The organism is Methylobacillus sp. DLP286, from assembly GCF_056636515.1.
On record NZ_CM153145.1, the window covers coordinates 790,459 to 814,743 of the forward strand.

Here is a 24,285-nt window from a genome sequence, read left to right on the forward strand (position 1 = left end):
CGCACACCAGCGCTGCAAACTGCCTCGTTATAGTGGCTGCATGAATTATGCAGAGCTATCCCGTCAACTCGCCAACATCATCCGCACCGGCACCGTTAGCGATCTGGACCTCCAGAATGCGCGTTGCCGCGTGCAGACCGGCAACCTGAAAACAAGCTGGTTGCCGTGGATCACGAACCGGGCTGGCAACACCCGCTCCTGGTCGGCCCCTGATATCGGCGAGCAATGCATCGTATTCTCTCCGAGCGGCGAACTCGCCGCGGGCATTGTCCTGGTCGGTTTGTATGCCGATGTGAGCCCTGCCCCCAGCCAAGACGCAAACCAGCATGTCGTCACCTTCCCCGATGGTGCAAGGGTCATGTACGACCATGCCACCAGCCATCTCGACATCACCGCTGTGGCAACTGTGCATGTGCAGGCCTCCGGCACCATTACCATCGATTGCCCGCAAGTCATCGTCAACGGCAAGCTCACCGTCAACGATCTGTTGACCTACACCAACGGCATGCGCGGCGAGGGTGGCGATGAAGGCACGGCAGTGATTACCGGCGATGTCATTGCCGATGGCGTCAGCCTCAAGGGACATACGCATGGCGGCGTCGAGCCAGGCGGTGGCAATACTGGAGCGCCCAACCAATGAGCTACACCGGCATGAATTCGGCCACCGGGAAAACCCTCACCGGCATCGACCACATCTGGCAATCCTGCCGGGACATCCTGAACACCCGGATTGGCACCCGCATTGCGCGCAGGAACTATGGCTCGCTGTTGCCCGAGCTTATCGACCATCCGGGCCATGAGGCCAACATGCTGCGCCTCAAGGCGGCCACCGTCATGGCGCTGGCCCAATGGGAGCCACGCATCGAAATCAGGAACGTAGCCACCTATATCGACACGGAAAACAAGGGCCGCTTCGAAATTGCGATGGAGTCTATCCGCAAGGACGGCCCACAAGCGGGCAACACCCTCACCCTCAACATCCCAATCGGAGGTCTGCGTTGACAACCGCCATCAACCTCGCCGAACTGCCGGACCCAGATATTATCGAAACGCTGGACCTTGAAGACATCATTCAAGCCAACAAGGATTTCCTGGTCGGCCTTTACCCCTCAATCAGCCAAGCCGATATCGCCCAGACACTGACGCTCGAGTCGGAGCCGCTGGTCAAGTTCATCGAGCTGCTTTCATACCGTGAGCTGCTGCTGCGCTCGCGCTACAACGACGAAGCGCGCGCCTTGCTGCTGGCAAAAGCCGCAGGCAGCAACCTCGACCACATCGCCTTCACCTACTACCGCGGCGAAACCCGGCTTGTCATCGTTGAGGCCGACCCGGATGCCATCCCGCCGATCGAGGAACAGCTGGAATCAGACACCGACTTCCGCAACCGCGTAGCGCTCAAGCCAGAGAGCTATTCCACCGCAGGCCCGACCGAGGCATACATATTCCATGCGCGCACCGCCTCCGGCCAGGTGAAATCAGCCACGGCTACCACTCCGCAACCGGGCACCACGGTTGTGACTATCCTCTCCCGCCTGGACTCGGGCGTACCCAGCCAGGAGCTGCTGGATACCGTCTTCAACGCACTCAACACCGATGAAATCCGCCCGCTGTCCGAAGAGGTTGTGGTGCATGCAGCGGAAATCATCCCCTACAGCCTGGATGTCGAGCTGTTCATATACGCCGGCCCTGACAACTCATTGGTTGAATCCAATGCCGAGGCTGCCTTGCAGGCATATACCCAGGCGGCACATATCCTGGATGAAAACATCAGCATGTCAGCCCTGGATAAAGCCGCGCACCAGCCCGGCGTTCAGCACGCCAATATCACCGTCGTCGGCCCTGAGCTGATCGATAACCAGGTGGTTGTCAGCAAACTGCAGGCCGCCTATTGCACCGGCATCAACATCACGACTATCCAGGTGGCAGATTGAGCCTGCTGCCCAACAATACTACCCCGCTGGAGCGCAACCTGGAGAAAACCACCCTGCGCTTCATGCACTCGCCTGTCATTCCCGATCTCTGGAATGGCAGCACCTGTCCGGAAGTCATGTTGCCATGGCTGGCCTGGGCTGTGTCGGTCGACGATTGGGACTCAATCTGGTCAGAAGAACGCAAGCGCCAGGCCATCAACGAGTCTATCCATATCCACGAGCACAAGGGCACGCCCTCTTCCATCAAGCGCATCCTGTCCATCCACGGCCAGCCTGACGCCATATTGGTCGAACGCTCCAGCTATTTCCGCTATGACGGCAAAAATAAATACAACGGCCACCGCAGCTACGGTGGCCCTACCCAATGGGCAACCTTCAAAGTCATCCTGCAGCGCCCGATCAGCAATGCCAATGCCCAGGCCTTGCTCCTGGCCATCAACACCGTCAAGCGCAACTGCTGCCACCTGACCAAGCTGGATTACCAGCAAGCGGCCTGGCGCTACGACGGCACCGTGCAATTCGACGGCAGCTACACCTACGGCGTCATCAACATTTAGAGGAATCACATGGCAAACCTACCCGAACAAGACCTCTGGATTGAGGGAATCTACCAAATCGAACAAACCGACGACGCCTTGGGCGGCGACGGCGAGGAAGCAATCGCCAACCGCCAGGCCAAACAGCTCGCCTCTCGCACCCTGTTCCTTAAGAACTTGGCTGAAGCGCTGGGTGTGCGGCTGGACACCCATGAAGAAGCTGACAATCCTCATCCGCAATACCTACTGGAGCCGCAGATACAGGCGTTGATCAATGCCGCCATCGTGCCGGGAGTGACAGGCCGGTCCATCAACAACCTGCCAACGCAGGACCTCGGCCCTATCATCGTCATCGAGGCAAGCGAGGTCTGGACATGGGTGGAGACGGCCTTTTACGAAGGCTACCGCTCGCCACTGTGCGGTGCACCAATAGCAGGCCATACGCTGACCCCGATGCCCTACGAAGTCGACGCAGTAGGCGGCGTGGTAAACAAGGCTGCCTACGCGCGCCTGTGGGCTTACGCGCAGGAAAATGGCCTTGTAGTCAGTCAGGCGGTATGGGCTGCCAATCTAGGAGCTCACTGGTTCGTCGATGTCGACGGCAGCAACTTCCGTTTGCCCGATCTTCGCAATCAATTCATCCGCTTGGCGGCTGGTGCACCTGACCTTGACACTGCAAATGTCAGGACGCTGGGCGGGCGGCAGCTCGACGCCCTGCAGAACCTCACTGGCCGTGCTACTAGTGACATGCTGCGATTTGATACTGGGCCTACGGATGGCGTCTTTGGCCTCGAAGACACTGTCAACAGAGCACGCCCTCAAACCACCGTCTCGGCGAATACAACCTCGCTCAATTTTGACGCCAGCCGGGTTGCTCGTACGTCCGTCGAGACGCGCGCCCGGAATGTCGGCATGTACCCTCGCCTGCATGTGTAGAGCCAGGCTAGGCATGGATGCGTGGGTAAAACGCTGTATTGCGCGGCCGCGTTTCAGCGCCTCCTGTGGTATCCGTCGGCGTGGAGAGCACCCCGGAGCGCGAGCCAGTATGCTGAGGGCCAGCAGAAGAGCCAGCACCATAAGTATATTGGTTAAAAATCCCATGCGAGTGGGTTCTAATGTCATCGATCTGCCGCGATCCGAGCGCTCTGACATTTGCAGTGTTACTTCCCCCAACCAAAGGAGATTTGCATGAACACCATACCTGTCTGGCAGACCGATATTGCCGGATTTTTACTCTACCCAGCTACCGCAAACGAGCTGGCCATGCAACCAGGTGAATACAACGTCCCATTTGGTGCGTACGAAGATGAGCCGCCAGAAGCCCCAGCAGGCTATGTGGTGCGCCGTATTGATGGCGTATGGACGGTCGTTGAAGATCACCGCAGCGATACCCTGTATCTGGTCGGTACAGGCGTGCAGTATCAGATCGGCGCCACGGTCGAGGTCGGCGGCGATCAGGTAATTTATGACGGAGGTGGGCCTATCCCGGACTGGCTGACGACAGAGCCTGTGGTGACGGATGGGGTAGAGATCGAGGGAGAGACGGTTGAACCTGCTGCATTGCCCTGATGCGGCTGATCTGCGACCGGCCGTGTGTGCTCTTGGCAATCTTGAGCGCCAGCTCGCGCCCGGTCGGGTGGTAGTAGCGCATCACCATCCGCGTGTCACGATGTCCCGTGATGGCCGCCAGCTCATGCACCCCGAAGATCGGCGCCAGCGTCGACGTCGCCTCATGCCGCAGGTCATGCAGCCGCAGGTCGCGGAAATAGTCAGGATGCGGCCGACGGCCGTGCTTGGTGCATACGGCTTCATAAGCACGCCTGGCGCGCTTACGGGCACGGGCAAATGCCCGGCTCGCCGCATCGGGCGACATACTGAATACCGGCCCGCGCGTGGCAGTCTTGCCAGCCAGGTGCTTGCGCAAGGTATCGTATGCCCAGGGCGATAACGGCACCACGCGGGAGCTGCCGTTCTTGGTGTCCGGCAGGAAAACGGAATTGTTGCGCAGCCACACGTATTGCCGCTGCAGGCGGCATATTTCCGATCTCCGCATGGCCGTCTCGGCGGCCAGGGTCATGATGATGGGCAGCTCGGCGGATTGCGTGTGGCGCATCAGCCAGTCCAACTCGTTACGCGGGCACTCCGTCTGCGATACCCCGCGAAGGCGGATGTTGGTATACAAGCGCCGGTCTCGCGCATCGGCCACGGTCGGCCGTCGCACAAGCTCCACCGGGTTGGCCAGCTCGGTCCATCCCCAATCCTTGCGCAGTACCGTATACACATGGCTGATAAACGCCAGCCGTCGCACCACCGTAGCCGGGGCCAGAGTCTCCAGCCACTCATCCCGCAGCGCGATCAGGTCGGTGTTGCGAATGCGATTGACGGGACGGCCAGCCAAACGCGTGCTTTTCCAGCGGCGAGCAAGGCTGTGTTCTGTAGCCAGGCCCTTCTTGTGAGGGGAAACCTCTTTGAGGTAGCGGTCGATGGCTTCGGAAAGAGTCAGGGTCTTGGGACGGCGGATTTTCATTGGCAAAAGCCGCGATTTTAATAGGAGCAATCAATGTTTAAAGCGTTAAAAATAGGCGTGATCTGGCTTGTATTCTTGCTTCCAAGCCTGCTGATCGAGCTGATGTGCTACATCCTTGCACCTGTCGTGGCCCTGTTTATACGCACTGAAGACAGGACCGACCGAGTCAAGCGCCAGGGCAATGCCACCCTGCTCATGCCGCGGGACTACCTCGTACGGCCGCTGATGTGGTTTCAAACCCACGATAACGCGGTAGATGAGTGGTGGTACGGTGCTTACAACGAAGATCACTGGTTCGAATTCGCGCGCGTCGCCACACAGGCCGATTATGACAGCAAGGCCTGGTTCCGCTGGTATTGCCGCGTCATGTGGCTCTGGCGCAATTGCGGCTATGGGTTCCTCTATAACCTGCTGGGCCGGGATCTGTTAAGCGAGGAAGCCAAGCGCGAGCATGGCATGAAGGATCATGGCTTATGGTGGTTACTGACCACGCGCAGCAATAGTTTTCAGCTGGAAGCACAAGTCCCGCTTTACGGGCAACGCCACCTATCCATCAATATCGGCTGGAAGACCCACAAAGGCTTCCCTCGGGCGTTGTATGCCAATAGGCTGGTAGGCTTTAGGAAGTACAAGTAACCAAGAGAGAGAGCGACCCTGGCCATGCAGGAACATGGTCAGGGCCACATCAACACACAGAAGTGACCTGTGCATATCTGCCAAGGCTCCCTTGCCCGACGTCGAGCGGGGGCGAGTGTAACACAGAGGTCATATGCGAGAAATCCGTTGTGTGTGCAACAAGAAGCTAGGAATGGGCTTATTCACCCAGCTTGAAATCAAATGCCCACGGTGTGGGTACCTGAATATCCTGAGTGCCGCGAGCGCCAAACATGAACGCCCTGGAGCGTCTGACATTGGAGATCGCAGCCATCATGCAGGCACTTCCAGTAATCCCTTGGCTGGGCGGTAAACGCCGCCTGGCCGATAAGCTCTTGCCCCTGTTCCCCCAACACGAATGTTACGTCGAGGTCTTTTGCGGAGGCGCCGCGCTTTACTTCCTGAAGCACCCCTCCCCTGTCGAAGTGCTGAACGACATCAATGGCGACCTGGTGAGCCTCTATCGTGTGCTCGCCCATCACCTGGAAGAATTCGTGCGGCAATTCAAATGGGCGATCAGCTCGCGCCAGGTGTTCGAGTGGAGCAAGATGACGCGGCCTGAAACACTGACCGATATCCAGCGCGCTGCAAGGTTCTACTATCTCCAGCACCACGCTTTCGCCGGCAAGGTCGACGGCCAGAACTACGGTACGGCTACCACGGCGCCGATGGTCAACCTGCTGCGCATCGAAGAAAGCCTCAGCGCTGCCCATCTTCGCCTTGCCGGCGGCACCAACGTCGAGCACCTGCACTGGCTTGCCTGCATGGAGCGCTACGACCGACAGCATACCTTCTTCTATTGCGACCCCCCCTATTGGGAAACCGAAGGCTACGGCGTCGATTTTCCTTATCAGGAATACACCGACATGGCCGCCTTCATGAAGCGGTGCAAGGGCAAGGTCATGGTCAGCCTCAACGATCATCCGGCGATCAGAGAGGCCTATGACGGGCTGACTATCCTGGATGGAGAGCAGCTCGGCATCAAGTACAGCGTAGCCAATACGCATAACACCCCACAAACCAGCCAGGAGCTCGTGATCTGTAACTTCGATCCCTTGGCAGCCAGCGGCTTATTCTGAGCAATGCACATTTTCTGTGGATAACCCTATGGGAGTCGTGCTAAAAGCGCCCATAAGTCACTGATGTGCAACATGAGCACTTTTGTTGCGTAAATATTACGCATGGCCTAGCAACTGAAGCTCTTCATAAGCGCCTCAGGAGTTACTCCCTATTATCTATTGGGCATAGGTATGAATATTGCCTACAAACTGCTGATAAATCTGGGCAAACAGATAAAACTATGTTTGGGATGATGAAATCATGCGGAGAACGCTAGGTATATTTGAATGGTTTGTCATTTTGCTGACGATTGCTTGGTTAGCCGGACAGGTCATCCTTTACTGCACTGTTTGATTAAAAGCACCAATGTTGATAAACGCACACTTTTAAGGTGCCATGGCTCGTTTTGAATTCACCACAATCAAATCATTCCAGTCGTTGAGGTAGTTTGGGCTCTTCATCGCCCGGCGCATCTCCCACGACCGGCTGACGCCCTCGGAAGCCAGCCGCAACGTACCGCTGCCATACCGATTATTGATGTTGTCCAGCGTCGCCATCAGCTTCCCTGACTTCTCAAGGTCGCCAGAATAACCAAGCAGGTCCATCTGCTGGCCGCCATGTGGCGTCAGTTCCATCAGCATCACGCCGCCCTTGAGGTACGGCACGCCAGGCTTATAGATTTTGCGCAACAGCCATAGGGCTGCCTTGGTAATCTGCCGCGTGTCGTTGGTCGGTGCCGGCAGCGACACCATCAAGGCCGGGTTGTAGTACGCGGCATTGTCGTGCGGCGAGTTTTCGATATGCACCTGCAGCGCCTGGGCATACATCCCTTTCCGCCGTGCCTTGGCGCAGGCGTAGCTCGCATGATGCGTGATGGCCTGCTCGATTTCCTCAATGTTCATGATGCGGTGCCCGAACGAGCGCGACGACATGATCTGCTTCGTCTCCGGCAGCATCTGCTCCAGGTCGAGCCAGGATTCCCCGTTGAGCTCCTTTACCGTTCGCTCCAGCACCACGCCGAACTCATCGCGGATCCGGCGCGGGCAAGCCCGCTTCAACCGCAAGACATTCTCGACGCCTAGCTGGTGTAGCCGCTTTGCCAGGCGGCTACCAACGCCCCACACCTTATCGACCTCCAGCTGCTCGAGCATCGCGTCGACCTGGCGCTCGGGCAGCGCCGTGAAATCGCACACGCCTTCCCATTGCGGCTGCTTCTTCGCGCAATGGTTGGCGAGCTTCGCCAGGGTCTTGCTATGGCCGAAACCGACGCAGATCGGCAGCCCGGTCCATTGCTTCACCGTCGCCTTGATTTCCTGGCCGTACTCGCTCAGGTCGCGCCGGATACCGGTCATGTCCAGGAAGGATTCGTCAATGCTATAGACCTCCTGGCGGAAGGTGAATTGGCTCAGCGTCTGCATGAAACGATTGCTCATTTCCGCATAGAGTTCGTAGTTAGAGGTGAAGGCCGTCACCCCCAATGCCTCGGCTTGCTCCTGCAGCTCGAACCAGGGCCGACACATCCATATTTCCAGGATTGCCTTGGCTTCCTTGGATTGCGCCACGATACAACCGTCATTGTTCGAAAGCACCACAATCGGCTTGCCGATCAGGTCCGGCCTGAATACCCGCTCTGCCTCGGCGTAAAAGGAGTTGGCATCGGCCAGGGCATAGACTTGCCGTCTATAGTTGATGGATAACATACTTGACCACCCCAAAGACAGAGAGCTCCTCGCCCTCATTGACAATGATGGGGGGATAATTGGCCGCGCGATTGGCCGAGAGCAACTGCACCTGGTCGCCCTCCAGATGCAGCTTCTTACAGATGAATTCCCCGTAGTACGGGATAACACACACGCTGCCTTCACCATAGGACAGGCTCTTGTCGATGATCAGCAAATCGCCTGAAAAGATACCCTCATCAATCATCGAATCATCCCCGGCATAGCTCAACACCGTAGAAGCGGGATTGCTGATCAATCGCTTGCTGAGGTCCAACATCTCCTTGGCAAAGGCTTCGGCTGGCGAGGGAAAGCGGGACATGCCGCAGCGGACGATGCCCTCGAATAGAGGTAATTTCAGCGTGGTGGCTTCTTCAGGCGGGACGGGATGATAGAAAACTGTGCAACTCATGGCAGGACGATTATATTGTACGTTCGTACAATAGGCTATGACATTTCACATACCATGCCGTGGTGACTTTCAGGTTTCAACTGCCAGGTGTAGCTCTTTTTGTTCTGTACCTTTCACTTAGAACAACACCTCCATGATTATTTTCAGCATATTCGGCATGCTTTCTCCAATCGTCAGATCACCGGAGAAATGCAGATGGCACAAGACTACCACCATGGCGTGCGTATCATCGAAATCAACGAGGGCATCCGCCCGATTCGCACCATCAATACGTCGATCATCGGCATGGTGTGTACAGCTGATGATGCAGACCCAGCTGCATTCCCGCTGAACAAGCCGGTATTGGTCACCAACATCCAGTCCGCCATCGGCAAGGCTGGCGAATCTGGCACCTTGGCTAAGTCCCTGGACGACATCGTCGACCAGACCAACACCATCTCGGTCATTGTCCGTGTGGCTGAAGGTGAAGGCGAAACCGCCGCCGCCAAGGAGGCCGACCAGAACACCAAGATCATCGGCACCACCACCGTGGACGGCCAATACACCGGCATGAAGGCATTGCTGGCAGCCAAGGCGCAATTGGGCATCACGCCCCGCATACTTGGCGTGCCGTATCTCGACACCCTGCCCGTCGCGACCGAACTGGTCACCATCGCGCAAAAGCTCCGCGCCTTTGCCTACGTCCATGCCCACGGTGCGGAAAACAAAGAAGATGCCGTCGCCTATCGCGAGAACTTCGGCCAGCGCGAAGTCATGGTGCTCTGGCCTCAATTCATGTCCTGGCAAGGTACGGCCAATGCCATCTCCTCCCCCGTATCCCGCGCGCTTGGCCTGCGAGCAAAGCTGGATAACGAGATCGGCTGGCACAAGACCATCTCCAACATTCCGGTCAACGGCGTGGTCGGCTTGAGCAAGGATATTTTCTGGGACTTGCAGGACCCAGCTACCGATGCCGGCTATCTCAACGAGGCGGACGTCACCACCCTCATCAACTTCGAGGGCTACCGTTTCTGGGGCTCCCGCACTTGCTCGACGGATCCGTTGTTTGCCTTCGAGAACTACACCCGCACTGCCCAGGTTCTGGCAGACACCATGGCCGAAGCGCACGCCTGGGCCGTTGACCTGCCGATGAACCCCTCCCTGGTGCGCGACATCATTGATGGTATCAATGCCAAGTTCCGCAGCCTCAAGACCAACGGCTACATCATCGACGGCAAGGCATGGTTTGACCCCGAGGCCAACACACCAGACCTGCTCAAGGACGGCAAGCTCGCGATCGACTACGACTACACCCCTGTGCCTCCGCTTGAAGACCTCACCTTCAAGCAGCGGATCACTGATCAATACCTGGCCGATTTCGCCACTCGCATCGCTCAAGCGTAAAAGGACCCTGAACCATGGCAATGCCTCGCGTACTGAAGAACTTCAACCTATTCGACGACGGCCAGTCCTTCCAGGGCCTGGTTGACGAAATCATCCTGCCCAAGCTCACCCGCAAGCTAGAAGAGTTCCGCGGCGCCGGCATGGATGGCCCCGTCGATCTCGACCTCGGCCAGGAAAAGCTGGAGCTGGAATGGACTATCAAGGGCTTCGATCTCCGCCCCATGGCGCAATACGGCTATGTCGGCGTGGCAGGTATTCCCCTGCGCTTCAATGGCGCCTACCAGGAAGACGAAAACTGCAGCGTCCAAGCAGTGCAGATCAGCGTCCGCGGCCGCCACGTCGAAATCGACAACGGCACGGCCAAGGGTGGTGAGGCCAATGCCAACACCAAGATCAAGTCCAGCCTGACCTACTACCGGCTCACCGTCAACAACATCGACGTCATCGAAATCGACCTGCTCAACTTCATCTTCATCGTCGACGGCGTCGATAGGCTGGCCGAAATGCGCGCGGCAATCGGGCTGTAACTACCATCTCCTCCTGAGCCCATGCGCATTCATGCCATGGGCTTTTTTTAAACCCTGAAAGGACACGACCATGAACACCGTTATCACCCTCGACAAGCCACTCAAGCGCGGCGAGCAGGAAATCAAGGAAATATCCGTGCGCAAGCCCAATTCCGGCGAACTGCGCGGCGTCAGCCTGACCGACCTGCTGCAGATGGAAGTCACCGCCCTGCATCGTGTATTGCCGCGCATCAGCGAGCCTGTCTTGACCGAGCAGGAAGTCAGCAGCCTCGATCCTGCCGACCTGTTCCAGCTCGGCACAGCGGTGACAAGTTTTTTGCTACCGCGAGCCATGAAGCAGACGGTCTCCCTGACCGAGTAGAAGACCTCATGGCGAACATCGCGGCCATTTATCACTGGCCCCCATCCGAGATGTTTTCCATGGACCTGGTCGAATTGATCGGTTGGCACGATGGCGCGATCGAGCGCAGCGGAACAAAAGAGGATTAAGCCTTGGATAAAATGAAACTTGAGGTGTTGCTGTCCCTGGTCAACAAGGCCACAAACCCGCTCAAGCAAATCACGCAGGCGGGCAACACCACAGCCAAGGCCCTCAAGGCTGCGCGCGACCGGGTCAAGGAACTGGACAAGCAGCAAAGCCAGCTGAACTCCTGGCGTAAACTCAGCCAGGATGCCGCCACAACCAAGGTCCGCCTTGACAGCACACAGGCCAGCATTGCCAACCTTACCCGTGAGATCAAAAGCTCACCTGCCCCGACCCGCGCCATGACGCGCGAGCTGGAAAAACTCAAGCGCCAGGGTGCCGCACTCAAGCAGGAACACTCCGGCATCATCCAGAAGCAGCAGGCCCTACGCAGTTCCATGGCAGAAAGCGGCGTCAGCACCCGCAATCTCAACACTTACCAGAAAACCCTGAAAACCGACCTTGCCGCAGCCACTGCCGAGGTGGACAGGCAAACCAAGGCGCTCGAGCGCCAGGGCAAAGCCCAGCAGGCCATGCACGCTGCACGTGCGCAATACGATAAGGGCATTGCCCGCCGCAACCAGATCGCTGGCGCCGGCGCCGCTATCCTGGGCGCCGGCGTTGCCACCGGCCTACCCGTCATGCGCGCCATCAAGGACTTCGCCACACTGGAAGACGCCCGCGTCGGTCTCGCCAAGCAGATGGATGGCGCCTACGACAGCAGCAACCGCCTGACCAAGGAATTCTTCGACATGGAAGCCAGGCTCATGGCGCTGTCCGAACGTCTGCCCCTGACCACTGTTGAAATGTACAGCCTGGCCGAAGGTGCCGCGCGCATGGGCATACAAGGTGCCGACAACCTCGCCCGCTTCACCGAGGCTGCCGCCATCATGCAGGCGGCGTTCGATCTGCCCGCCGATGAAATCTCCATGGACATGGGCAAGATCGCAGACCTCTATAAAATCCCCATCAAGGACATCAAGGAGCTGGGCGACACCATCAACTGGCTAGATGACAATGCCCAATCGCAGGGCGGCGACATCATCAAGGTCCTGCAGCGCATTGCCGGTATCGCCACCACTGCCGGCATGAACTTCCGCGATGCTGCCGCCTTCGGCAGTACCTTCCTAAGCCTGGGCGCAACGGAGGAAACAGCGGCCACGGCCACCAACGCCATGATCCGCGAACTCAGCGTGGCGAACATGCAATCCAAGCGCTTCCAGAAAGGCCTCGAAATGGTCAACCTGGAGGCCGGCCAGTTGCAGAAGAACATGGCCATGGATCCTACCAACACCATCATCCAGGTACTGGAAGCCCTCAAGCAGCTGCCGCAAGACCAGCAGCTCGAAGCGGCAACCCGCCTTTTCGGCAAGGAATACGGCGATGATGCCTCCAAGCTCGCGCAGAACATAGGCGAGCTGCGCCGCCAGCTCAAGCTGGCAAACGACGAAGAAGCCCGCGGCTCCATGCAGCGCGAATCGGATCGTCGCAATCAATCCCTGTCGGCCCAATGGGAAATGACGAAGAACGCCCTGTTCAATACCGATACAGGCTTGGGCGAAACCTTGAAGCCAGCCCTGGTCGACCTCATGGTGCTGATCCGCGACATCGCAACCGGCATCCGCAGCTGGACCAAGGAACACCCGGTCCTCACGGCCGCCCTCATGAAAACCGCCGCCATCATCGCCGTCCTGCTGGTAGCATCGGGCGCCCTGCTGCTCACCGTGGCGGCCATCATGGGTCCCATGCTCGCCTTCAGGCTTGGCCTTGCCATGCTGGGCATCAAGGGCGTTACCGCTGCCGGCGCCCTGACTACCCTTGGCCGCGGCCTGGCCGTGCTCCGCGCCGCGGCAATGGCTCATCCCATCCTCGCCCTTATCATGCTGCTGGTCACGGCCGGCGTGCTGATCTACAAGAATTGGGAGCCCATCAAGGCGTTCTTCATCAAGACTTTCGACGCGATAGGCGCCAAGTTCAAGTCCTTCATTGAGCCCATCCTGGCCGGCATCAAGGCCGTGAAAGAATTCTTCACCACCGATACGCCGGCCGTGGGCGGCGTCAGGGTGGCAGACGGCCCCAATGTAGGCCATGTCCGGCTGCGCCAGCGCCAAGTCGTGCGCGCCTCGCAGGCTGGCCAGGGCAACCAGACCAATAACACCAGCATCACCGTCAACGCCGCCCCCGGCATGGATGCAAAGCAGGTCGCGGCTGAGGTGGATAAGAAACTGGCTGAACATCAGCGCCGCGGCCTTGCCCGCCGCCGCAGCAGCCTATCGGATAGGGATTAAGCACCATGATGCTCGCACTAGGTTTGTTCGTTTTCGAGATGGGCACCCTGCCCTACCAGGAGTTCCAGCAGCGTATCGCCTGGCGCCATCCCAGCAACTCCCGTGTAGGCAAACGACCTGCCCGGCAATTCACCGGCCCTGACGATGAAATCATTACCCTGAGCGGCACCTTGCTGCCGGAACTCACCGGCGGCTCGCTGGCGCTCGATCTGTTGCGCTACATGGGCGATACAGGCGAGGCATGGTGCTTGGTGGAAGGCACAGGACGGGTCTATGGTTTTTTCGTGATCGAGTCTCTCGACATCAAAAAAGACCACTTCTTCCGCGATGGCGCCGCCCGCCGCTATGACTTCACCATTGGCCTGGCCCGCGTGGGCGATGACGACCTGCACACCATCGGCGCCCTTAACGAAACGGTCTTGGACATGGTGCGCTGATGCCGACGCCCATCTACCGAATCCTGCAAGACGGCAAGGACATCACCCCCAGGTTCAACGGCCGGCTGGAATCGCTCACCCTCACCGATAACCGCGGCACAGAGGCCGACGAGCTGGAAATCAACCTGGATGATAGCGACGGCCAGCTCGAGATACCCATGCGCGGCGTCAAGCTCTCCATTGCCTTCGGCTGGCAGGATACCGGCCTGGTGCAAAAAGGCATATTCACAGTTGACGAAGTCGAGCACACCGGCTCGCCCGACCGCCTGACCATCCGCGCGCGCAGCGCGGACCTGCGCGGCTCGCTGACGCAGCAGAAGGAACACAGCTGGCACCAGGTCACTGTGGGCGATATCGTGCGCAAGATCGCAAGCCAGCACGGCCTCAACCCCATCATTTCCGCCTCCCTGGCCGGCAGGTCCATCGAGCATATCGACCAGACCAACGAGTCGGATATCAGCTTCATCACGCGCCTGGCAGGCATGTTCGATGCCATTGCCAACGTCAAGGCCGGCAATTTGCTGTTCATGCCCACGGGCGAGTCGGTCACGGCATCCGGCCTTCACCTCGAAAAGGTCACCATCACCAGGCAGGATGGAGACTCCCACCGTTTTACGGTGGCAGACCGCGACGGCGCCACTGCCGTGAAGGCAATCTTCCAAGACACCCGCACCGGCAAACAAGGCGAGGTCATCATCGATGAAAGCAACATCGCGCAGCAGCCTGCCGCGGAAGAGAAAGCCCTGGTCGACACCACGCCTACCGGCCGCACTTACACCATTGAAAAAACCTACGCGAGCAAGGCTGCCGCCACGCGCAACGCCCGTGAAAAATTTCGCCAACTCAAGGCTGGCAAGCAGATATACGGCGCCGTGGTAGCGCGCTACAAGGGCGCTGCTGGGGAAGTGCTCACCGTGACCATCACGGATAAAAACCTGAACAAGCCGGAAAAAAAGGAATCCCGCGACACCTACGCCCCGCCGACCCTACAGGCCAGCGCGGATAACGTGCGTACGCTCAGGCATATCTACGCCAACCGCACAAACGCCATCCGGGCGGCCAGGTCGGAATATCGGCGCATGGTGCGTGGCGTGGCGACTTTCAGCATCAGCCTGGCGCTGGGACGTGCTGAACTGCATCCTGAGTTGCCGGCTGAGGTGAAGGGATGGAAGTCCGCGATTGATAGTGCGGATTGGATTATTGCGAGAGTAGTACACTCAATAGCAAGCTCTGGATTTACCAGCTCCTTGGATTTGGAGGTTCACCTCCAATAAGACTTCCATAGTATTTAATTATCAAATTATTGTAATTATTTTCAGGAAGGTAGCTGAGTTGCCATAAATTCCGTTTAGACATGATTTCTGCTGCTACTCTATAAAAGGGATCTGCTAAAATTAAAAATAGAAAAGCCCATTGAGGGCGCGAGAAATTACTAGTCAAGAGTGAATAATAATCATCTACTTCTGACAATTCTGAATTTTCTATAATAATAAGGATAGAAGTTAGATTGCTTAAGTAAGGATCAATATTTGCAACCTCTAAACTACTGTATTCTTCAAGAGCTATCTGAATATCCTCAATCGATAACTTCTCATTATTATTGGCATTTAATTTTTGCTTAGCTTGTGCATTAATATGCACAATTAGACTTTCCCAGTGTTTCTCAAAAGCCTCTCTTCCATTTTTATGTATCTCATTACCATAATCATCTATTTCAAAATAGTCTATCTGGCGTATAAAATCCAAATGCATACTAAGCATTGGGAAGAAAAATACGACAAAATTTTGTTTCTTTAATACAGAATTTGATTGACTCAAAAGCTCATTTGCCGCACCCAGCTCCTTTGACTGAATTCCTATAGAAACCAAGAGAGCTAGCAAAGCTGAAAAAGCAATGATCGGATTAAGAACACCTCCTACATAATCGCCAAACTCCCCCCAGTTTGCTTGCTTGATATTAATCGCATCATGAAAATTGTAAAAATAAAATCCAAAAACTAAAGCTATAATTACAAGAACTATACCTGTCAGCCAATAAATAAAAATATTAATACGTGATAAAGATTTACTTTCGTATTTATAGTTCTTATCTCTTAAAACAGGCTCAAAGTCTTTTGAGGACATTTAAATAATACTAAAAGGAATATAGGGCCGAGTGGAGAATTCACTCACTCCCAGCACAGAGGCGATAACTAGACCAGCTACCCATGGTGTAAACTTAAGTGTAATTTTAGTGACATGTTTTTTTGCCATTTTGACTACCTCCATTTTGCACTGTTTGTTTTGGTTTAGTTTTTGATTGCTTATATATCTTCTCTATGGGCGGACTTGCACCGCCAACATACTGGTTTTTGTTTACTACTATGTTAATGTTGATACTACTATTAATAACCACAGGTTCAGCTAAACTAGTACGCCACTCGCTCCTATACTCCCTTTAAAGTCAAATAGACATGAAAATAATGACTAACGAAATTATTATTATTACTATGCCTGAAATGCCTGCTACCATTAATTGCCACCATACTGCCTCATATCTATTTTTCAACTCTGAAGGTATTGTTTCTGACAATGGTATATTAGGATATTCATTTCTCAGCCTAGAAAAAAGTTCAGAATACTCCTTGTTCACAGATTTCAATAGTTGAAATTGTCCATATATAGTAGCTGCCAGATAAACACCAATAAAAATTGTAATTGCTACAACACCTCCTTTTTTTGCAATATCAATTGGATTTGCACTCGAACTAATTTGAGTTATTGCAAGCCATAGTGGGGCAGGCAAAATTATCAACTTTGTTGATATATCCTGAAAAACACTATTTACCTTTGCTATATATTCAGTTCTTTTCTCTTCATACTCCGAGCGAACTTTATCAAAGCTATAGTTTGAAACATATATTTCGAAATTAAGTAAAAATTCAGATACAAACCTGTCAAAGTTATCGACAAGAAATTCCAATCGTTTATTCTTATCGCAATCAGAAACAAACTTCACAATAGTTTTCTTCAGCAGATTTACTTTTGCTTCAGTATGACTATCCTCAAGAAGGATTCGGTTAATAGGTTCTATGTCAATAGTCTTATCTAATAGTTTTTTATCGACAAATTTACCAATTTCAATTTTATTGCCATAAATAATTCCCCATAGTGTTGAATCTGAATAATCTTTAATTTTCTCAATACTCTGAACTAAAGATGATATCGATTTAAAACTTTCGAAGTTGGCATTTGGATAGCTTTCACCAATCAGGGTATCTTCGTCATTCAGATAAATTGCTTCAGGAGGAATGAGTAGATAACTAGAATGTGAAAGAAACTCATCCCAAGACTCCCCCAAAAAACAATTTTCTTTTATTAAAGATCCCTTGAGAGTGATTTCATAAATTTTCTCGTGGTGAGCTTCTCCCAGTTTCTCAATATCAACGACATCACCCAAGTCTTTAGGGTTATTTATTTGAGAATCAGCCAGTCCACTTAATGAAAGTGACTTTAGTAAAGAAATATTATCGGCATCAAGCACCAACGATCCAACACGATCATTAGATGCACGCACCTCGAGCGCATTGAGCCTGCCCTTAATTTCTTTATAATATCGAAATTTATCAATCATCGTTATTCATCGGATGAATTGTCTTTTTTTCTAGAAGCTTTTTCTTCTTCAAGCTCAGTTGCCAATACATCAGGAATATCAGAGATAGTTATTTTACCATTTTCATAGTTAACCGTTGATCCTAAACTTCTCCTATCAAAGCTTAAATTAATGCCCTTCCATTTGTGTGATATTTTCTCAAACTTTCTTAATTCTTTTCGATCAATAGATAACTCTTCTCCCAGAGCATTACCTTCATTAGCAAATTTAATAAATTCATCTGGATCAGCAGAAAATGTTGCTTTGCTCAATTCAGATAACAGCACAGGCTCATCGGCTCTTAACCGAGATGAAATATATGTATGAGCCAAATCCAAATACTCTTGGACATGCTCTGGTTCAACCAATAGCTTTTCTTTAGCATATTTTTCAATGGTAGTTTTTAAAGCTTTTGTCTCAGTGACCAATGCGCCTTTATCACGAGTGCATCCAATATAGTCTTGGAAATAATTTCTTAATTCACCAGCTAAACCCGTTTTAAAACGGATGTAACGCTCATGAGTCTTTTCGCTCCACCTTGTCAAATTAACAGTAGCTCCCAAGTGTAACTTCTCAAGATTGAATGTTTTCGAAGCAATTACTTTCAATGCACCATCAATATCCAAACCCTCTGTCATTTGGAGTATAGCGACCGCAATCCAATCATCATTCCTGTATTCATATTCATAGAAAATAAGAAATCCACCTTTTACAGTGGATTTTGATTTTTCATTCAACACAGCTTCAAACTTCTCTGCCATTTTTCGAGTTAATTGTAAGAAAGACTCAGGATTTTTATCTTTCAAATATTGAGTAATATATTGCTCATAAGGTGGTTCAACTGTGAAATCGCCATCGACCCCAAAACCGCCAAGATTCAAGCTAGCATTTGAAAACAGAGAAATGAGCCTTTCGGTGAGATTTGGGGTCAGTACTTTAGGATCATCTACCTCGCCTCTATAAGTGGCCTTGACCTCTCCAGCATCTTTCTCACGGCGAACTTCATGAAGAACAAAATTCTTAATTGCCATTACTTCCCCTCCCAAAATATGGTTAAATTTTAGATTAATTAATCATCTAATATTTGCCAGATGACTTTATTCTTTTTAAAAAGTCCATAAATTCATCTTTCAACTCTCCAGATGCATCCAAATGCTTTTGAAATACAGGTGAGCTCAAAAATTCATGTATAGGACTTCCATGTGTTTCACGCTCTACAAGCCTTAAAGGTACCTCATCTAATCGATCTAATGCGGTACCAAATAATTTTGCTTCAAATATCTCATTATCAAAATTTCTTGCCTCTCTTCGATATCCCTCATAGGCATTTGAAACAGAGGCCTTATAAGCGTAATCCTCTGCAAGTCTGAACCTTTGCCCTACTTGCTTGGTAGCTATCCAGGCCACCCAAATTGGAGCACCAACACCCAGCACAGAGAAAAAAGACATTATCCAAATTTTATAAGATTGTGTATTTGATGTAAGTAAAGTGTTAAGCTCACTCAATCGAAGCCATCCAATTACTAAGGCGGCAATTAATGCAAGCAGAAGTATTCCCCCCCACACATAAACTGATTTATTAAGTTCATTTGCTCGTGCATGAAAAGCACCTGCGAGGGCAGTTGATGTTCCAATTCGGTGTAATGCACTTAACTGCCTTATGAAATCATTTCCTTGCTCATGTAGAATCTCGATTCTCTCTAACATTTGCTCGGCAGCATCTTTATTATTGGTTATTTCATTAATTCTTTGCCCCGCTTCATCATTAACTAAATCAAGTTTTTTTCTGGCGTTTTCCAATTCTTCAAGCTCTAACGGCAGCTCATTATTAATCTTCTCTGCCTGGCCTAGTAGATCAAGTTTGTTTTTAATGGAATTGAGTTCAGGCTCCAACTGCTGTAAATTAGAATTCACTACCTTTATTCGCTTTGCCAGTTTTTCTGGGTAAAGGTCTGGATCAACGATTCTTGTCCATCTTGGACTGATATCCTCAATGAAAAATCTTATTTGCTGTAGGGTATGGAGCATTGCCGCTTGGGCGTTTTGTTTATTGGTGGAGTTTTGATTGAGGTGGACAGCAGTGCCATTAGTTAACGCTTCAAGTCCATGGCAAAATTGCTCAGCGATCGAATTCTCAAATTCACTAATCTGCAAATCCTGAGGTAACTCTTCCAACATTCGAATTATGGAATCGATACTAAATCTAAGACTCGTATTTGTTACTTGAGGAAATTGCCATCCTGGCAAAGACTCATTATCCTTTAAGGTCAAATACAAATTCTTAAGCTTGTCTTTTAGGCTGTCGAGTTCTTTGATCACTTAATACTTCCCCCAAGTATTAAGCCAGTACTGCTTATTGGCTTATTTGTTTTTTATAAACCTAGCCAGACTCATCAGAGCCTGTCTCCCCTCGTCGTTTGTATGTGCGAACACATCAGCAAGTTCGGCAACATCTTGTTTCGTGTAAGTTGCGCCATCATGAAAACTTTTGTTTACACCGCCACCTCGTTCGCCCGTCAATAAATAAAGAACATCCCCACCTAAATCAGCAAGCCGCATAAGAACATCTGCACCAGGCAGCGTGCTCCCGCTCTCATACCGGCCCCAAATCACACGGCTCACCTGGCATTTTTCAGCGATAGCCGATTGAGATAGGGCTAATCGATCACGCTCATCCCTCAATCGCAAATAAAAGTTGTCTTTAATTGTTGACATTGCAAACAATTGTTTTCATAATAGATTCACTGTGTAACACTATTGAAGAATATAGACGATGGCTCATGTACGCAAACAGAATGCAGGCAGCCGGAACGCTCCGGGCGTGGTTAAGGAAAAACCCATTGCGCTCCGTTTACCTCCTGAAGAGCTGGCCCAGCATGATGAATACTGCAAGCAGCATGAGCTGGCTAAGTCCAAGCTGGCCTACGACGCCTACAAGGCTGGCCTCCCTATCGTCGCCCCCGGTTTAAATTCGGCAGCTTCCTCCCCCGAGTTCACTGCCGAACCTCAAGGTGCCGGATCCTCCCCGACCGGTACCTCTTTTTCTTCCGCACCCGTGAGGCAAGTCTAACCATGATCGTGCAAGCCATCATGAGAGACAGTTATCACGAGCGCACCCTGATTGCCGTCATCGCCGGCGCCATTGTCGAATGGAAAGACAGCAAAGGCTGGAGTCGGGAAACGGTGGCCGATACCATCATCAGCCATTTCTACGACCTCCAGCCCAAGGGCCTCTCCGGCATCAGCTTCAATTTGAACGGTTCAGGTGATGAATATCAGCGCATGCACATCAATGCAAACAAGCTGTTTCGCTGGCTGGACGACATCACCAAGGACAACGGCCTGTTGCCGGCCAACCTGGCCGTCTATTTGCTCGGCGCGCTGCCTGTCGATCTGCGCACCAAGACCGTCAACACCATCCTGGCGTTAGGCGGTATTGGTATGGTCGCCAAGCCGGTGGTACAAGTCGATCCGGCCCGGCCGCTGGATATGCTCGAAAGCGTATTGGCTGAAAGCTCCGAGGCAGCCAAGGCGCTGGCTGCCCTGGTGGATGGTGTTGACCCCGGCGAGCTTGAGCATGCGCAACACACGCTCACCTTGGCCATCACCGCCATGCAGAGCGCAAAGCGCGTGATTGATGCGCAGTTGATGGAGCAAACCAATGGCAAAGTCTAGTTTCAACCGTTGCCCCCATTGCCACGCCAAGGCGCGCATCAGCACCAGCCGCCACGTGTCCGAGATCAGCCGCGAGACCTATTTTCAATGCACAAACATTGAATGCGGCCACACCTGGAAGAGTGTCACCACGGCCATCTTGACCATCGTGCCAAGTCGCAATCCCAATCCCAAGGTGCACATTCCCCTTTCTGAAAAGGTGAACGCCATGATGGCCATACCCTCAGCCGAACCCACCGGCTAACCCATAGGCGAGTTTCTCGCCCTCCCCAGCAACCACCCGGCAACACCCTGTTTTCAGGGTGCAGGGATTTTTTTACCCAAAAACTTGAGCACAGCATGAATCCTGACCTTCACCGCGACGTAGTTAAAAGGCTTGTTTTCGATTTCGAATTCAAGACCAAGGGCAGCAGCAAATGGCTGCGCCAAGGCCGTTGCCCGTCCTGCGGTCAAAAGGAGCTATACACCCACGAGGAAGCCCCATGGGTGGTGAAGTGCGGCCGCCTGAACAATTGCGGCGCCGAGTACCACGTCAAGGAGCTCTATCCCGACCTGTTCAACGCCTGGAGCGAGCGCTACAAATCCACGCCTGAAAACCCAAACGCGGCGGCCGATGCCTACCTGCGCGAAAGCCGGGGCTTCGATATCGACAAGCTCAAGGGCTGGTACACCCAAGAGTCATATTTCGATCACGACCTCAATGAAGGCAGCGCCACCGTCCGCTTCGCGCTGCCCGGCATCGGTTATTGGGAACGCATCATCGACAAGCCCGAGCGCTTCGGCAAGCGCAAGGCCACCTTCAAGGGCGAGTATGCCGGCAAGGTATGGGAAATCCCCGGCCTGGATTACACCGAGGCCAAGGAAATCTGGATCGTCGAAGGCATCTTCGACGCCATCTCACTCTGGCTCAACGGCTATGCCGCTGTCAGCGCCATGTCCTGCAACAACAACTGCTGGGTATGGCTCAAGCAGCTCGCCGAGAAATGCAATGCTGCCGACAAAGACCATCCCAAGCTGATCTGGGCGTTTGACAACGGCCCGGCAGGCAGCAAGTACATCAAGAAATACGCCCGCGAGACGGCTGATAGGGGCTGGGTATGCCTTGCCGCGCAATTGCAGGACAAGCACGGCAAAAGGCTGGACTGGAACGACCTGCACACGCGCAACCGCCTGGATGAAAAAGCCATCAAGGAAGCGCGTTACAACGGCTCCCTGCTGCTCGCACGTAGCCCCAGCGACAAAGCGCTGTTGATGTACAACTACACCGAAAAAGGCCAGTTCTGGTTTGTGCACGACAACCGCATGTACTGGTTTTTCATCGACTTCGACAAATTCGCCAAGGCCCGCCAAAAAGTCCAGGAGCGCATGAACGAAGGTGATGGCGAATACATGGATGAAGAAAAAATCCGGGAACAGGCGCTGGCCGAGTCCCGCACCGTCTTCGAAATCGCCAATTGCAACTTCACCGCGCTCTATTTCCAGGCCGACCTGGTCACCAATGAATCCTGGTATTACCTGCGCGTCGAGTTTCCCCACGACGGCCCCAGCATCAAGAACACTTTTGCCGGTAGCCAGCTGACCAAGGCAGCCACCTTCAAGGATCGCCTGATCTCGATCGCCCCAGGCGCGATATTCAGCGGCAAAAGCCACCACCTCGACCAGATCATCGAAGACCAGCTCTACAACATCAAGACGGTCCAAACCATCAACTTCGTAGGCTACAGCATCGAGCACGGCACCTACGTGTTCAACGATGTGGCAGTGAAGGATGGCCGCACCTATGCCCTCAACGATGAAGACTTCTTCGACGTGGGCAAGATATCCATCAAGAGCCTGCTGCGCGTGATGGATATCGAGATCAACACCAACCTGGAAGACTTCGATACCAGTTGGGTCGACATCATCTGGAAGTGCTACGGTGCCAAGGGTATTGTGGTTCTGGCCTACTGGCTGGGCTCCCTGTTCGCCGAACAGATCCGCGCCAAGCACAAGTCCTTCCCCTTCCTGGAGTTCATCGGCGAGCCCGGCTCAGGCAAGTCCACCCTAATCGAATTTCTCTGGCGGCTGTTCGGCCGCGAGGGATATGAAGGCTTCGACCCTTCCAAATCCAGCCCCGCAGCGCGCGCCCGCAACTTCTCTCAAGTGGCGAACCTCCCCGTGGTACTGATTGAGGGCGACCGCCGCACCGACGACAAGGGTAGCCATAGCAAGCAGTTCGACTTCAACGAGCTCAAGCCTTTGTTCGATGGCCGCTCCATCTATTCTCGCGGCGTCAAGAACAGCGGCAACGAGACCTACGAGCCGCCCTTCCGGGCTAGCCTCATCATCAGCCAGAACGCCGAGGTCTCCGCCGACCCGGCCGTCCTGCAGCGCATTGTCCACATCAAGAACACCACAGAGGGCCACACACCCGAAACTAAAAAGCTGGCAGACAGCCTGCGCCGCCTGAAAACCAGCGAACTGTCCGGCTTCATCGTCAAGGCCATGAAGGCCGAAGCCAAGGTGATGGAGCGGTTTCTGGAACGCTTCGCGCAATACGAACCGATGCTCCAGCAGCTCAAGGACGTCAAGATCATGCGCATTATCTCCAACCATGCCCAAGTCATGGCCCTGGTTGATTGCCTGGAGCTGGTCATCCCCATCAATCCGGATTACATCCAGGCAACGCACGACGAGTTGGCCGACATGGCCATCGATCGACAGAAGGCCTGCAGCGAAGACAACCCGACCGTGCAGTCCTTCTGGGAAATCTTCGAATACCTCAACGGCAGTGATGATGAGCCCCGCCTCAACCACCACCGCGACCGCGAGCTCATCGCGGTCAATCTCAACCACTTCGTCCAGGTCGCCGCGGAAAAGCGCCAGCAAATCCCTGACCTGGGCGAACTCAAGAAACTCCTGCGCACCAGTCGCAGGTACCAATTCGTCGAGTCCGGCGCGGTAGTCAACAGCGCAATCAACGATGCCTACAACAAAGGGCGCGACGTCCACATCCCAGCACGGCCTGACACGCTCCGCTGCTGGGTTTTTAAGAAGCCATGAAA

28 protein-coding genes are annotated in these 24,285 nt (G+C 53.6%); 20 read left to right on the plus strand and 8 right to left on the minus strand.

The window, feature by feature from the left end:
* Nucleotides 1-40: 40 nt before the first annotated feature.
* The 6 genes from ACWXTG_RS03715 (at nt 41) to ACWXTG_RS03740 (ending at nt 4,036) form a co-directional block, all read left to right on the plus strand.
* Nucleotides 41-640 (plus strand): phage baseplate assembly protein V, encoded by a 600-nt coding sequence (locus ACWXTG_RS03715; protein WP_480220738.1) that lies wholly within the window; start codon nt 41-43, stop codon nt 638-640.
* Nucleotides 637-1,002, plus strand: a complete 366-nt coding sequence (locus tag ACWXTG_RS03720) for a GPW/gp25 family protein (RefSeq protein WP_480220739.1) — start codon at nt 637-639, stop codon at nt 1,000-1,002. Before ACWXTG_RS03715 ends, ACWXTG_RS03720 begins: the two co-directional genes overlap by 4 nt.
* A complete protein-coding gene (locus ACWXTG_RS03725) occupies nt 999-1,931 on the plus strand; it encodes a baseplate assembly protein (protein WP_480220740.1) in 933 nt (310 codons plus the stop codon). Before ACWXTG_RS03720 ends, ACWXTG_RS03725 begins: the two co-directional genes overlap by 4 nt.
* Nucleotides 1,928-2,488, plus strand: coding sequence for a phage tail protein I (locus ACWXTG_RS03730; protein WP_480220741.1), 561 nt, complete (start codon nt 1,928-1,930; stop codon nt 2,486-2,488). Before ACWXTG_RS03725 ends, ACWXTG_RS03730 begins: the two co-directional genes overlap by 4 nt.
* Nucleotides 2,489-2,497: 9 nt before the next feature.
* Nucleotides 2,498-3,403 (plus strand): hypothetical protein, encoded by a 906-nt coding sequence (locus tag ACWXTG_RS03735; RefSeq protein WP_480220742.1) that lies wholly within the window; start codon nt 2,498-2,500, stop codon nt 3,401-3,403.
* A 252-nt stretch (nt 3,404-3,655) separates the two neighbouring features.
* Nucleotides 3,656-4,036 (plus strand): hypothetical protein, encoded by a 381-nt coding sequence (locus tag ACWXTG_RS03740; RefSeq protein WP_480220743.1) that lies wholly within the window; start codon nt 3,656-3,658, stop codon nt 4,034-4,036.
* Here ACWXTG_RS03740 and ACWXTG_RS03745 read toward each other — a convergent pair.
* On the minus strand, nt 3,948-4,994 hold the full coding sequence (locus tag ACWXTG_RS03745) for a tyrosine-type recombinase/integrase (protein ID WP_480220744.1): 1,047 nt from the start codon (nt 4,992-4,994) through the stop codon (nt 3,948-3,950). The two genes, ACWXTG_RS03740 and ACWXTG_RS03745, sit on opposite strands and share 89 nt — an antisense overlap.
* A gap of 33 nt (nt 4,995-5,027) precedes the next feature.
* Between ACWXTG_RS03745 and ACWXTG_RS03750 the strand changes: the two genes are divergently transcribed.
* The 3 genes from ACWXTG_RS03750 to ACWXTG_RS03760 all read left to right on the plus strand — a co-directional run bounded on the left by ACWXTG_RS03750 (nt 5,028) and on the right by ACWXTG_RS03760 (nt 6,727).
* On the plus strand, nt 5,028-5,630 hold the full coding sequence (locus ACWXTG_RS03750; RefSeq protein ID WP_480220745.1) for a DUF7338 family protein: 603 nt from the start codon (nt 5,028-5,030) through the stop codon (nt 5,628-5,630).
* Between the two features lie 133 nt (nt 5,631-5,763).
* Nucleotides 5,764-5,961 (plus strand): Com family DNA-binding transcriptional regulator, encoded by a 198-nt coding sequence (locus ACWXTG_RS03755; RefSeq protein ID WP_480220746.1) that lies wholly within the window; start codon nt 5,764-5,766, stop codon nt 5,959-5,961.
* Complete coding sequence (locus ACWXTG_RS03760) at nt 5,882-6,727, plus strand: DNA adenine methylase (protein ID WP_480220747.1); 846 nt, start codon at nt 5,882-5,884, stop codon at nt 6,725-6,727. The genes ACWXTG_RS03755 and ACWXTG_RS03760 overlap by 80 nt, the downstream gene beginning before the upstream one ends.
* Nucleotides 6,728-7,093: 366 nt before the next feature.
* Here ACWXTG_RS03760 and umuC read toward each other — a convergent pair whose 3' ends face one another.
* Both umuC and ACWXTG_RS03770 read right to left on the minus strand, forming a co-directional pair.
* Complete coding sequence (gene umuC / locus ACWXTG_RS03765; protein WP_480220748.1) at nt 7,094-8,407, minus strand: translesion error-prone DNA polymerase V subunit UmuC; 1,314 nt, start codon at nt 8,405-8,407, stop codon at nt 7,094-7,096.
* Nucleotides 8,388-8,837: a LexA family protein gene (locus ACWXTG_RS03770; RefSeq protein WP_480220749.1), complete on the minus strand. Its 450-nt coding sequence runs from the start codon at nt 8,835-8,837 to the stop codon at nt 8,388-8,390. Before ACWXTG_RS03770 ends, umuC begins: the two co-directional genes overlap by 20 nt.
* Before the next feature lie 195 nt (nt 8,838-9,032).
* Here ACWXTG_RS03770 and ACWXTG_RS03775 point away from each other — a divergent pair, with 195 nt between their 5' ends.
* From ACWXTG_RS03775 to ACWXTG_RS03805, 7 genes are all read left to right on the plus strand, one after another.
* On the plus strand, nt 9,033-10,220 hold the full coding sequence (locus ACWXTG_RS03775; protein WP_480220750.1) for a phage tail sheath protein: 1,188 nt from the start codon (nt 9,033-9,035) through the stop codon (nt 10,218-10,220).
* Nucleotides 10,221-10,234: 14 nt separating this feature from the next.
* A complete protein-coding gene (locus ACWXTG_RS03780) occupies nt 10,235-10,747 on the plus strand; it encodes a phage major tail tube protein (RefSeq protein WP_480220751.1) in 513 nt (170 codons plus the stop codon).
* A 70-nt stretch (nt 10,748-10,817) separates the two neighbouring features.
* Nucleotides 10,818-11,108, plus strand: coding sequence for a phage tail assembly protein (locus ACWXTG_RS03785; RefSeq protein ID WP_480220752.1), 291 nt, complete (start codon nt 10,818-10,820; stop codon nt 11,106-11,108).
* Between the two features lie 8 nt (nt 11,109-11,116).
* The gene (locus tag ACWXTG_RS03790; RefSeq protein WP_480220753.1) at nt 11,117-11,236 is read left to right on the plus strand and encodes a GpE family phage tail protein; all 120 of its coding nucleotides are present in this window, start codon (nt 11,117-11,119) and stop codon (nt 11,234-11,236) included.
* 12 nt (nt 11,237-11,248) lie between these two features.
* Entirely contained in the window at nt 11,249-13,498 is a 2,250-nt protein-coding gene (locus ACWXTG_RS03795) for a phage tail tape measure protein (protein WP_480221203.1), read from the plus strand.
* Nucleotides 13,499-13,503: 5 nt separating this feature from the next.
* Nucleotides 13,504-13,935 carry a phage tail protein gene (locus ACWXTG_RS03800; protein ID WP_480220754.1) on the plus strand — a complete coding sequence of 144 codons (432 nt, stop codon included), beginning with the start codon at nt 13,504-13,506 and terminating at the stop codon, nt 13,933-13,935.
* Complete coding sequence (locus ACWXTG_RS03805; protein WP_480220755.1) at nt 13,935-15,209, plus strand: contractile injection system protein, VgrG/Pvc8 family; 1,275 nt, start codon at nt 13,935-13,937, stop codon at nt 15,207-15,209. Before ACWXTG_RS03800 ends, ACWXTG_RS03805 begins: the two co-directional genes overlap by 1 nt.
* Here ACWXTG_RS03805 and ACWXTG_RS03810 read toward each other — a convergent pair.
* The 5 genes from ACWXTG_RS03810 to ACWXTG_RS03830 all read right to left on the minus strand — a co-directional run bounded on the left by ACWXTG_RS03810 (nt 15,172) and on the right by ACWXTG_RS03830 (nt 20,281).
* The gene (locus ACWXTG_RS03810) at nt 15,172-16,059 is read right to left on the minus strand and encodes a hypothetical protein (protein WP_480220756.1); all 888 of its coding nucleotides are present in this window, start codon (nt 16,057-16,059) and stop codon (nt 15,172-15,174) included. The genes ACWXTG_RS03805 and ACWXTG_RS03810 overlap by 38 nt on opposite strands.
* Before the next feature lie 319 nt (nt 16,060-16,378).
* Complete coding sequence (locus ACWXTG_RS03815) at nt 16,379-17,548, minus strand: hypothetical protein (protein WP_480220757.1); 1,170 nt, start codon at nt 17,546-17,548, stop codon at nt 16,379-16,381.
* Nucleotides 17,549-17,550: 2 nt separating this feature from the next.
* Nucleotides 17,551-18,597 carry a nucleoid-associated protein gene (locus ACWXTG_RS03820; protein WP_480220758.1) on the minus strand — a complete coding sequence of 349 codons (1,047 nt, stop codon included), beginning with the start codon at nt 18,595-18,597 and terminating at the stop codon, nt 17,551-17,553.
* Nucleotides 18,598-18,643: 46 nt separating this feature from the next.
* Entirely contained in the window at nt 18,644-19,885 is a 1,242-nt protein-coding gene (locus ACWXTG_RS03825) for a hypothetical protein (RefSeq protein ID WP_480220759.1), read from the minus strand.
* A gap of 42 nt (nt 19,886-19,927) precedes the next feature.
* Nucleotides 19,928-20,281 (minus strand): helix-turn-helix domain-containing protein, encoded by a 354-nt coding sequence (locus tag ACWXTG_RS03830; protein ID WP_480220760.1) that lies wholly within the window; start codon nt 20,279-20,281, stop codon nt 19,928-19,930.
* A gap of 58 nt (nt 20,282-20,339) precedes the next feature.
* Here ACWXTG_RS03830 and ACWXTG_RS03835 point away from each other — a divergent pair, with 58 nt between their 5' ends.
* The 4 genes from ACWXTG_RS03835 to ACWXTG_RS03850 all read left to right on the plus strand — a co-directional run bounded on the left by ACWXTG_RS03835 (nt 20,340) and on the right by ACWXTG_RS03850 (nt 24,283).
* On the plus strand, nt 20,340-20,636 hold the full coding sequence (locus tag ACWXTG_RS03835; RefSeq protein ID WP_480220761.1) for a hypothetical protein: 297 nt from the start codon (nt 20,340-20,342) through the stop codon (nt 20,634-20,636).
* 20 nt (nt 20,637-20,656) lie between these two features.
* Nucleotides 20,657-21,241 (plus strand): hypothetical protein, encoded by a 585-nt coding sequence (locus ACWXTG_RS03840; RefSeq protein ID WP_480220762.1) that lies wholly within the window; start codon nt 20,657-20,659, stop codon nt 21,239-21,241.
* Nucleotides 21,228-21,485, plus strand: a complete 258-nt coding sequence (locus tag ACWXTG_RS03845) for an Ogr/Delta-like zinc finger protein (RefSeq protein ID WP_480220763.1) — start codon at nt 21,228-21,230, stop codon at nt 21,483-21,485. The genes ACWXTG_RS03840 and ACWXTG_RS03845 overlap by 14 nt, the downstream gene beginning before the upstream one ends.
* A gap of 95 nt (nt 21,486-21,580) precedes the next feature.
* On the plus strand, nt 21,581-24,283 hold the full coding sequence (locus ACWXTG_RS03850) for a toprim domain-containing protein (RefSeq protein WP_480220764.1): 2,703 nt from the start codon (nt 21,581-21,583) through the stop codon (nt 24,281-24,283).
* The last annotated feature ends 2 nt before the right edge of the window (nt 24,284-24,285 follow it).

Bases quoted from the DNA above. Each gene is read 5' to 3' on its own strand.
- ACWXTG_RS03750 (WP_480220745.1), top strand. From the start codon at position 5,028: ATGTTTAAAGCGTTAAAAATAGGCGTGATCTGGCTTGTATTCTTGCTT.
- ACWXTG_RS03785 (WP_480220752.1), top strand. From the start codon at position 10,818: ATGAACACCGTTATCACCCTCGACAAGCCACTCAAGCGCGGCGAGCAG.
- ACWXTG_RS03745 (WP_480220744.1), bottom strand. From the start codon at position 4,994: ATGAAAATCCGCCGTCCCAAGACCCTGACTCTTTCCGAAGCCATCGAC.
- ACWXTG_RS03770 (WP_480220749.1), bottom strand. From the start codon at position 8,837: ATGAGTTGCACAGTTTTCTATCATCCCGTCCCGCCTGAAGAAGCCACC.
- ACWXTG_RS03815 (WP_480220757.1), bottom strand. From the start codon at position 17,548: ATGATTGATAAATTTCGATATTATAAAGAAATTAAGGGCAGGCTCAAT.
- ACWXTG_RS03805 (WP_480220755.1), top strand. From the start codon at position 13,935: ATGCCGACGCCCATCTACCGAATCCTGCAAGACGGCAAGGACATCACC.
- ACWXTG_RS03810 (WP_480220756.1), bottom strand. From the start codon at position 16,059: ATGTCCTCAAAAGACTTTGAGCCTGTTTTAAGAGATAAGAACTATAAA.
- ACWXTG_RS03755 (WP_480220746.1), top strand. From the start codon at position 5,764: ATGCGAGAAATCCGTTGTGTGTGCAACAAGAAGCTAGGAATGGGCTTA.
- ACWXTG_RS03720 (WP_480220739.1), top strand. From the start codon at position 637: ATGAGCTACACCGGCATGAATTCGGCCACCGGGAAAACCCTCACCGGC.
- umuC (WP_480220748.1), bottom strand. From the start codon at position 8,407: ATGTTATCCATCAACTATAGACGGCAAGTCTATGCCCTGGCCGATGCC.
- ACWXTG_RS03850 (WP_480220764.1), top strand. From the start codon at position 21,581: ATGAATCCTGACCTTCACCGCGACGTAGTTAAAAGGCTTGTTTTCGAT.
- ACWXTG_RS03740 (WP_480220743.1), top strand. From the start codon at position 3,656: ATGAACACCATACCTGTCTGGCAGACCGATATTGCCGGATTTTTACTC.
- ACWXTG_RS03845 (WP_480220763.1), top strand. From the start codon at position 21,228: ATGGCAAAGTCTAGTTTCAACCGTTGCCCCCATTGCCACGCCAAGGCG.
- ACWXTG_RS03715 (WP_480220738.1), top strand. From the start codon at position 41: ATGAATTATGCAGAGCTATCCCGTCAACTCGCCAACATCATCCGCACC.
- ACWXTG_RS03830 (WP_480220760.1), bottom strand. From the start codon at position 20,281: ATGTCAACAATTAAAGACAACTTTTATTTGCGATTGAGGGATGAGCGT.
- ACWXTG_RS03780 (WP_480220751.1), top strand. From the start codon at position 10,235: ATGGCAATGCCTCGCGTACTGAAGAACTTCAACCTATTCGACGACGGC.
- ACWXTG_RS03735 (WP_480220742.1), top strand. From the start codon at position 2,498: ATGGCAAACCTACCCGAACAAGACCTCTGGATTGAGGGAATCTACCAA.
- ACWXTG_RS03820 (WP_480220758.1), bottom strand. From the start codon at position 18,597: ATGGCAATTAAGAATTTTGTTCTTCATGAAGTTCGCCGTGAGAAAGAT.
- ACWXTG_RS03840 (WP_480220762.1), top strand. From the start codon at position 20,657: ATGAGAGACAGTTATCACGAGCGCACCCTGATTGCCGTCATCGCCGGC.
- ACWXTG_RS03795 (WP_480221203.1), top strand. From the start codon at position 11,249: ATGAAACTTGAGGTGTTGCTGTCCCTGGTCAACAAGGCCACAAACCCG.
- ACWXTG_RS03835 (WP_480220761.1), top strand. From the start codon at position 20,340: ATGGCTCATGTACGCAAACAGAATGCAGGCAGCCGGAACGCTCCGGGC.
- ACWXTG_RS03775 (WP_480220750.1), top strand. From the start codon at position 9,033: ATGGCACAAGACTACCACCATGGCGTGCGTATCATCGAAATCAACGAG.
- ACWXTG_RS03800 (WP_480220754.1), top strand. From the start codon at position 13,504: ATGATGCTCGCACTAGGTTTGTTCGTTTTCGAGATGGGCACCCTGCCC.
- ACWXTG_RS03760 (WP_480220747.1), top strand. From the start codon at position 5,882: ATGAACGCCCTGGAGCGTCTGACATTGGAGATCGCAGCCATCATGCAG.
- ACWXTG_RS03790 (WP_480220753.1), top strand. From the start codon at position 11,117: ATGGCGAACATCGCGGCCATTTATCACTGGCCCCCATCCGAGATGTTT.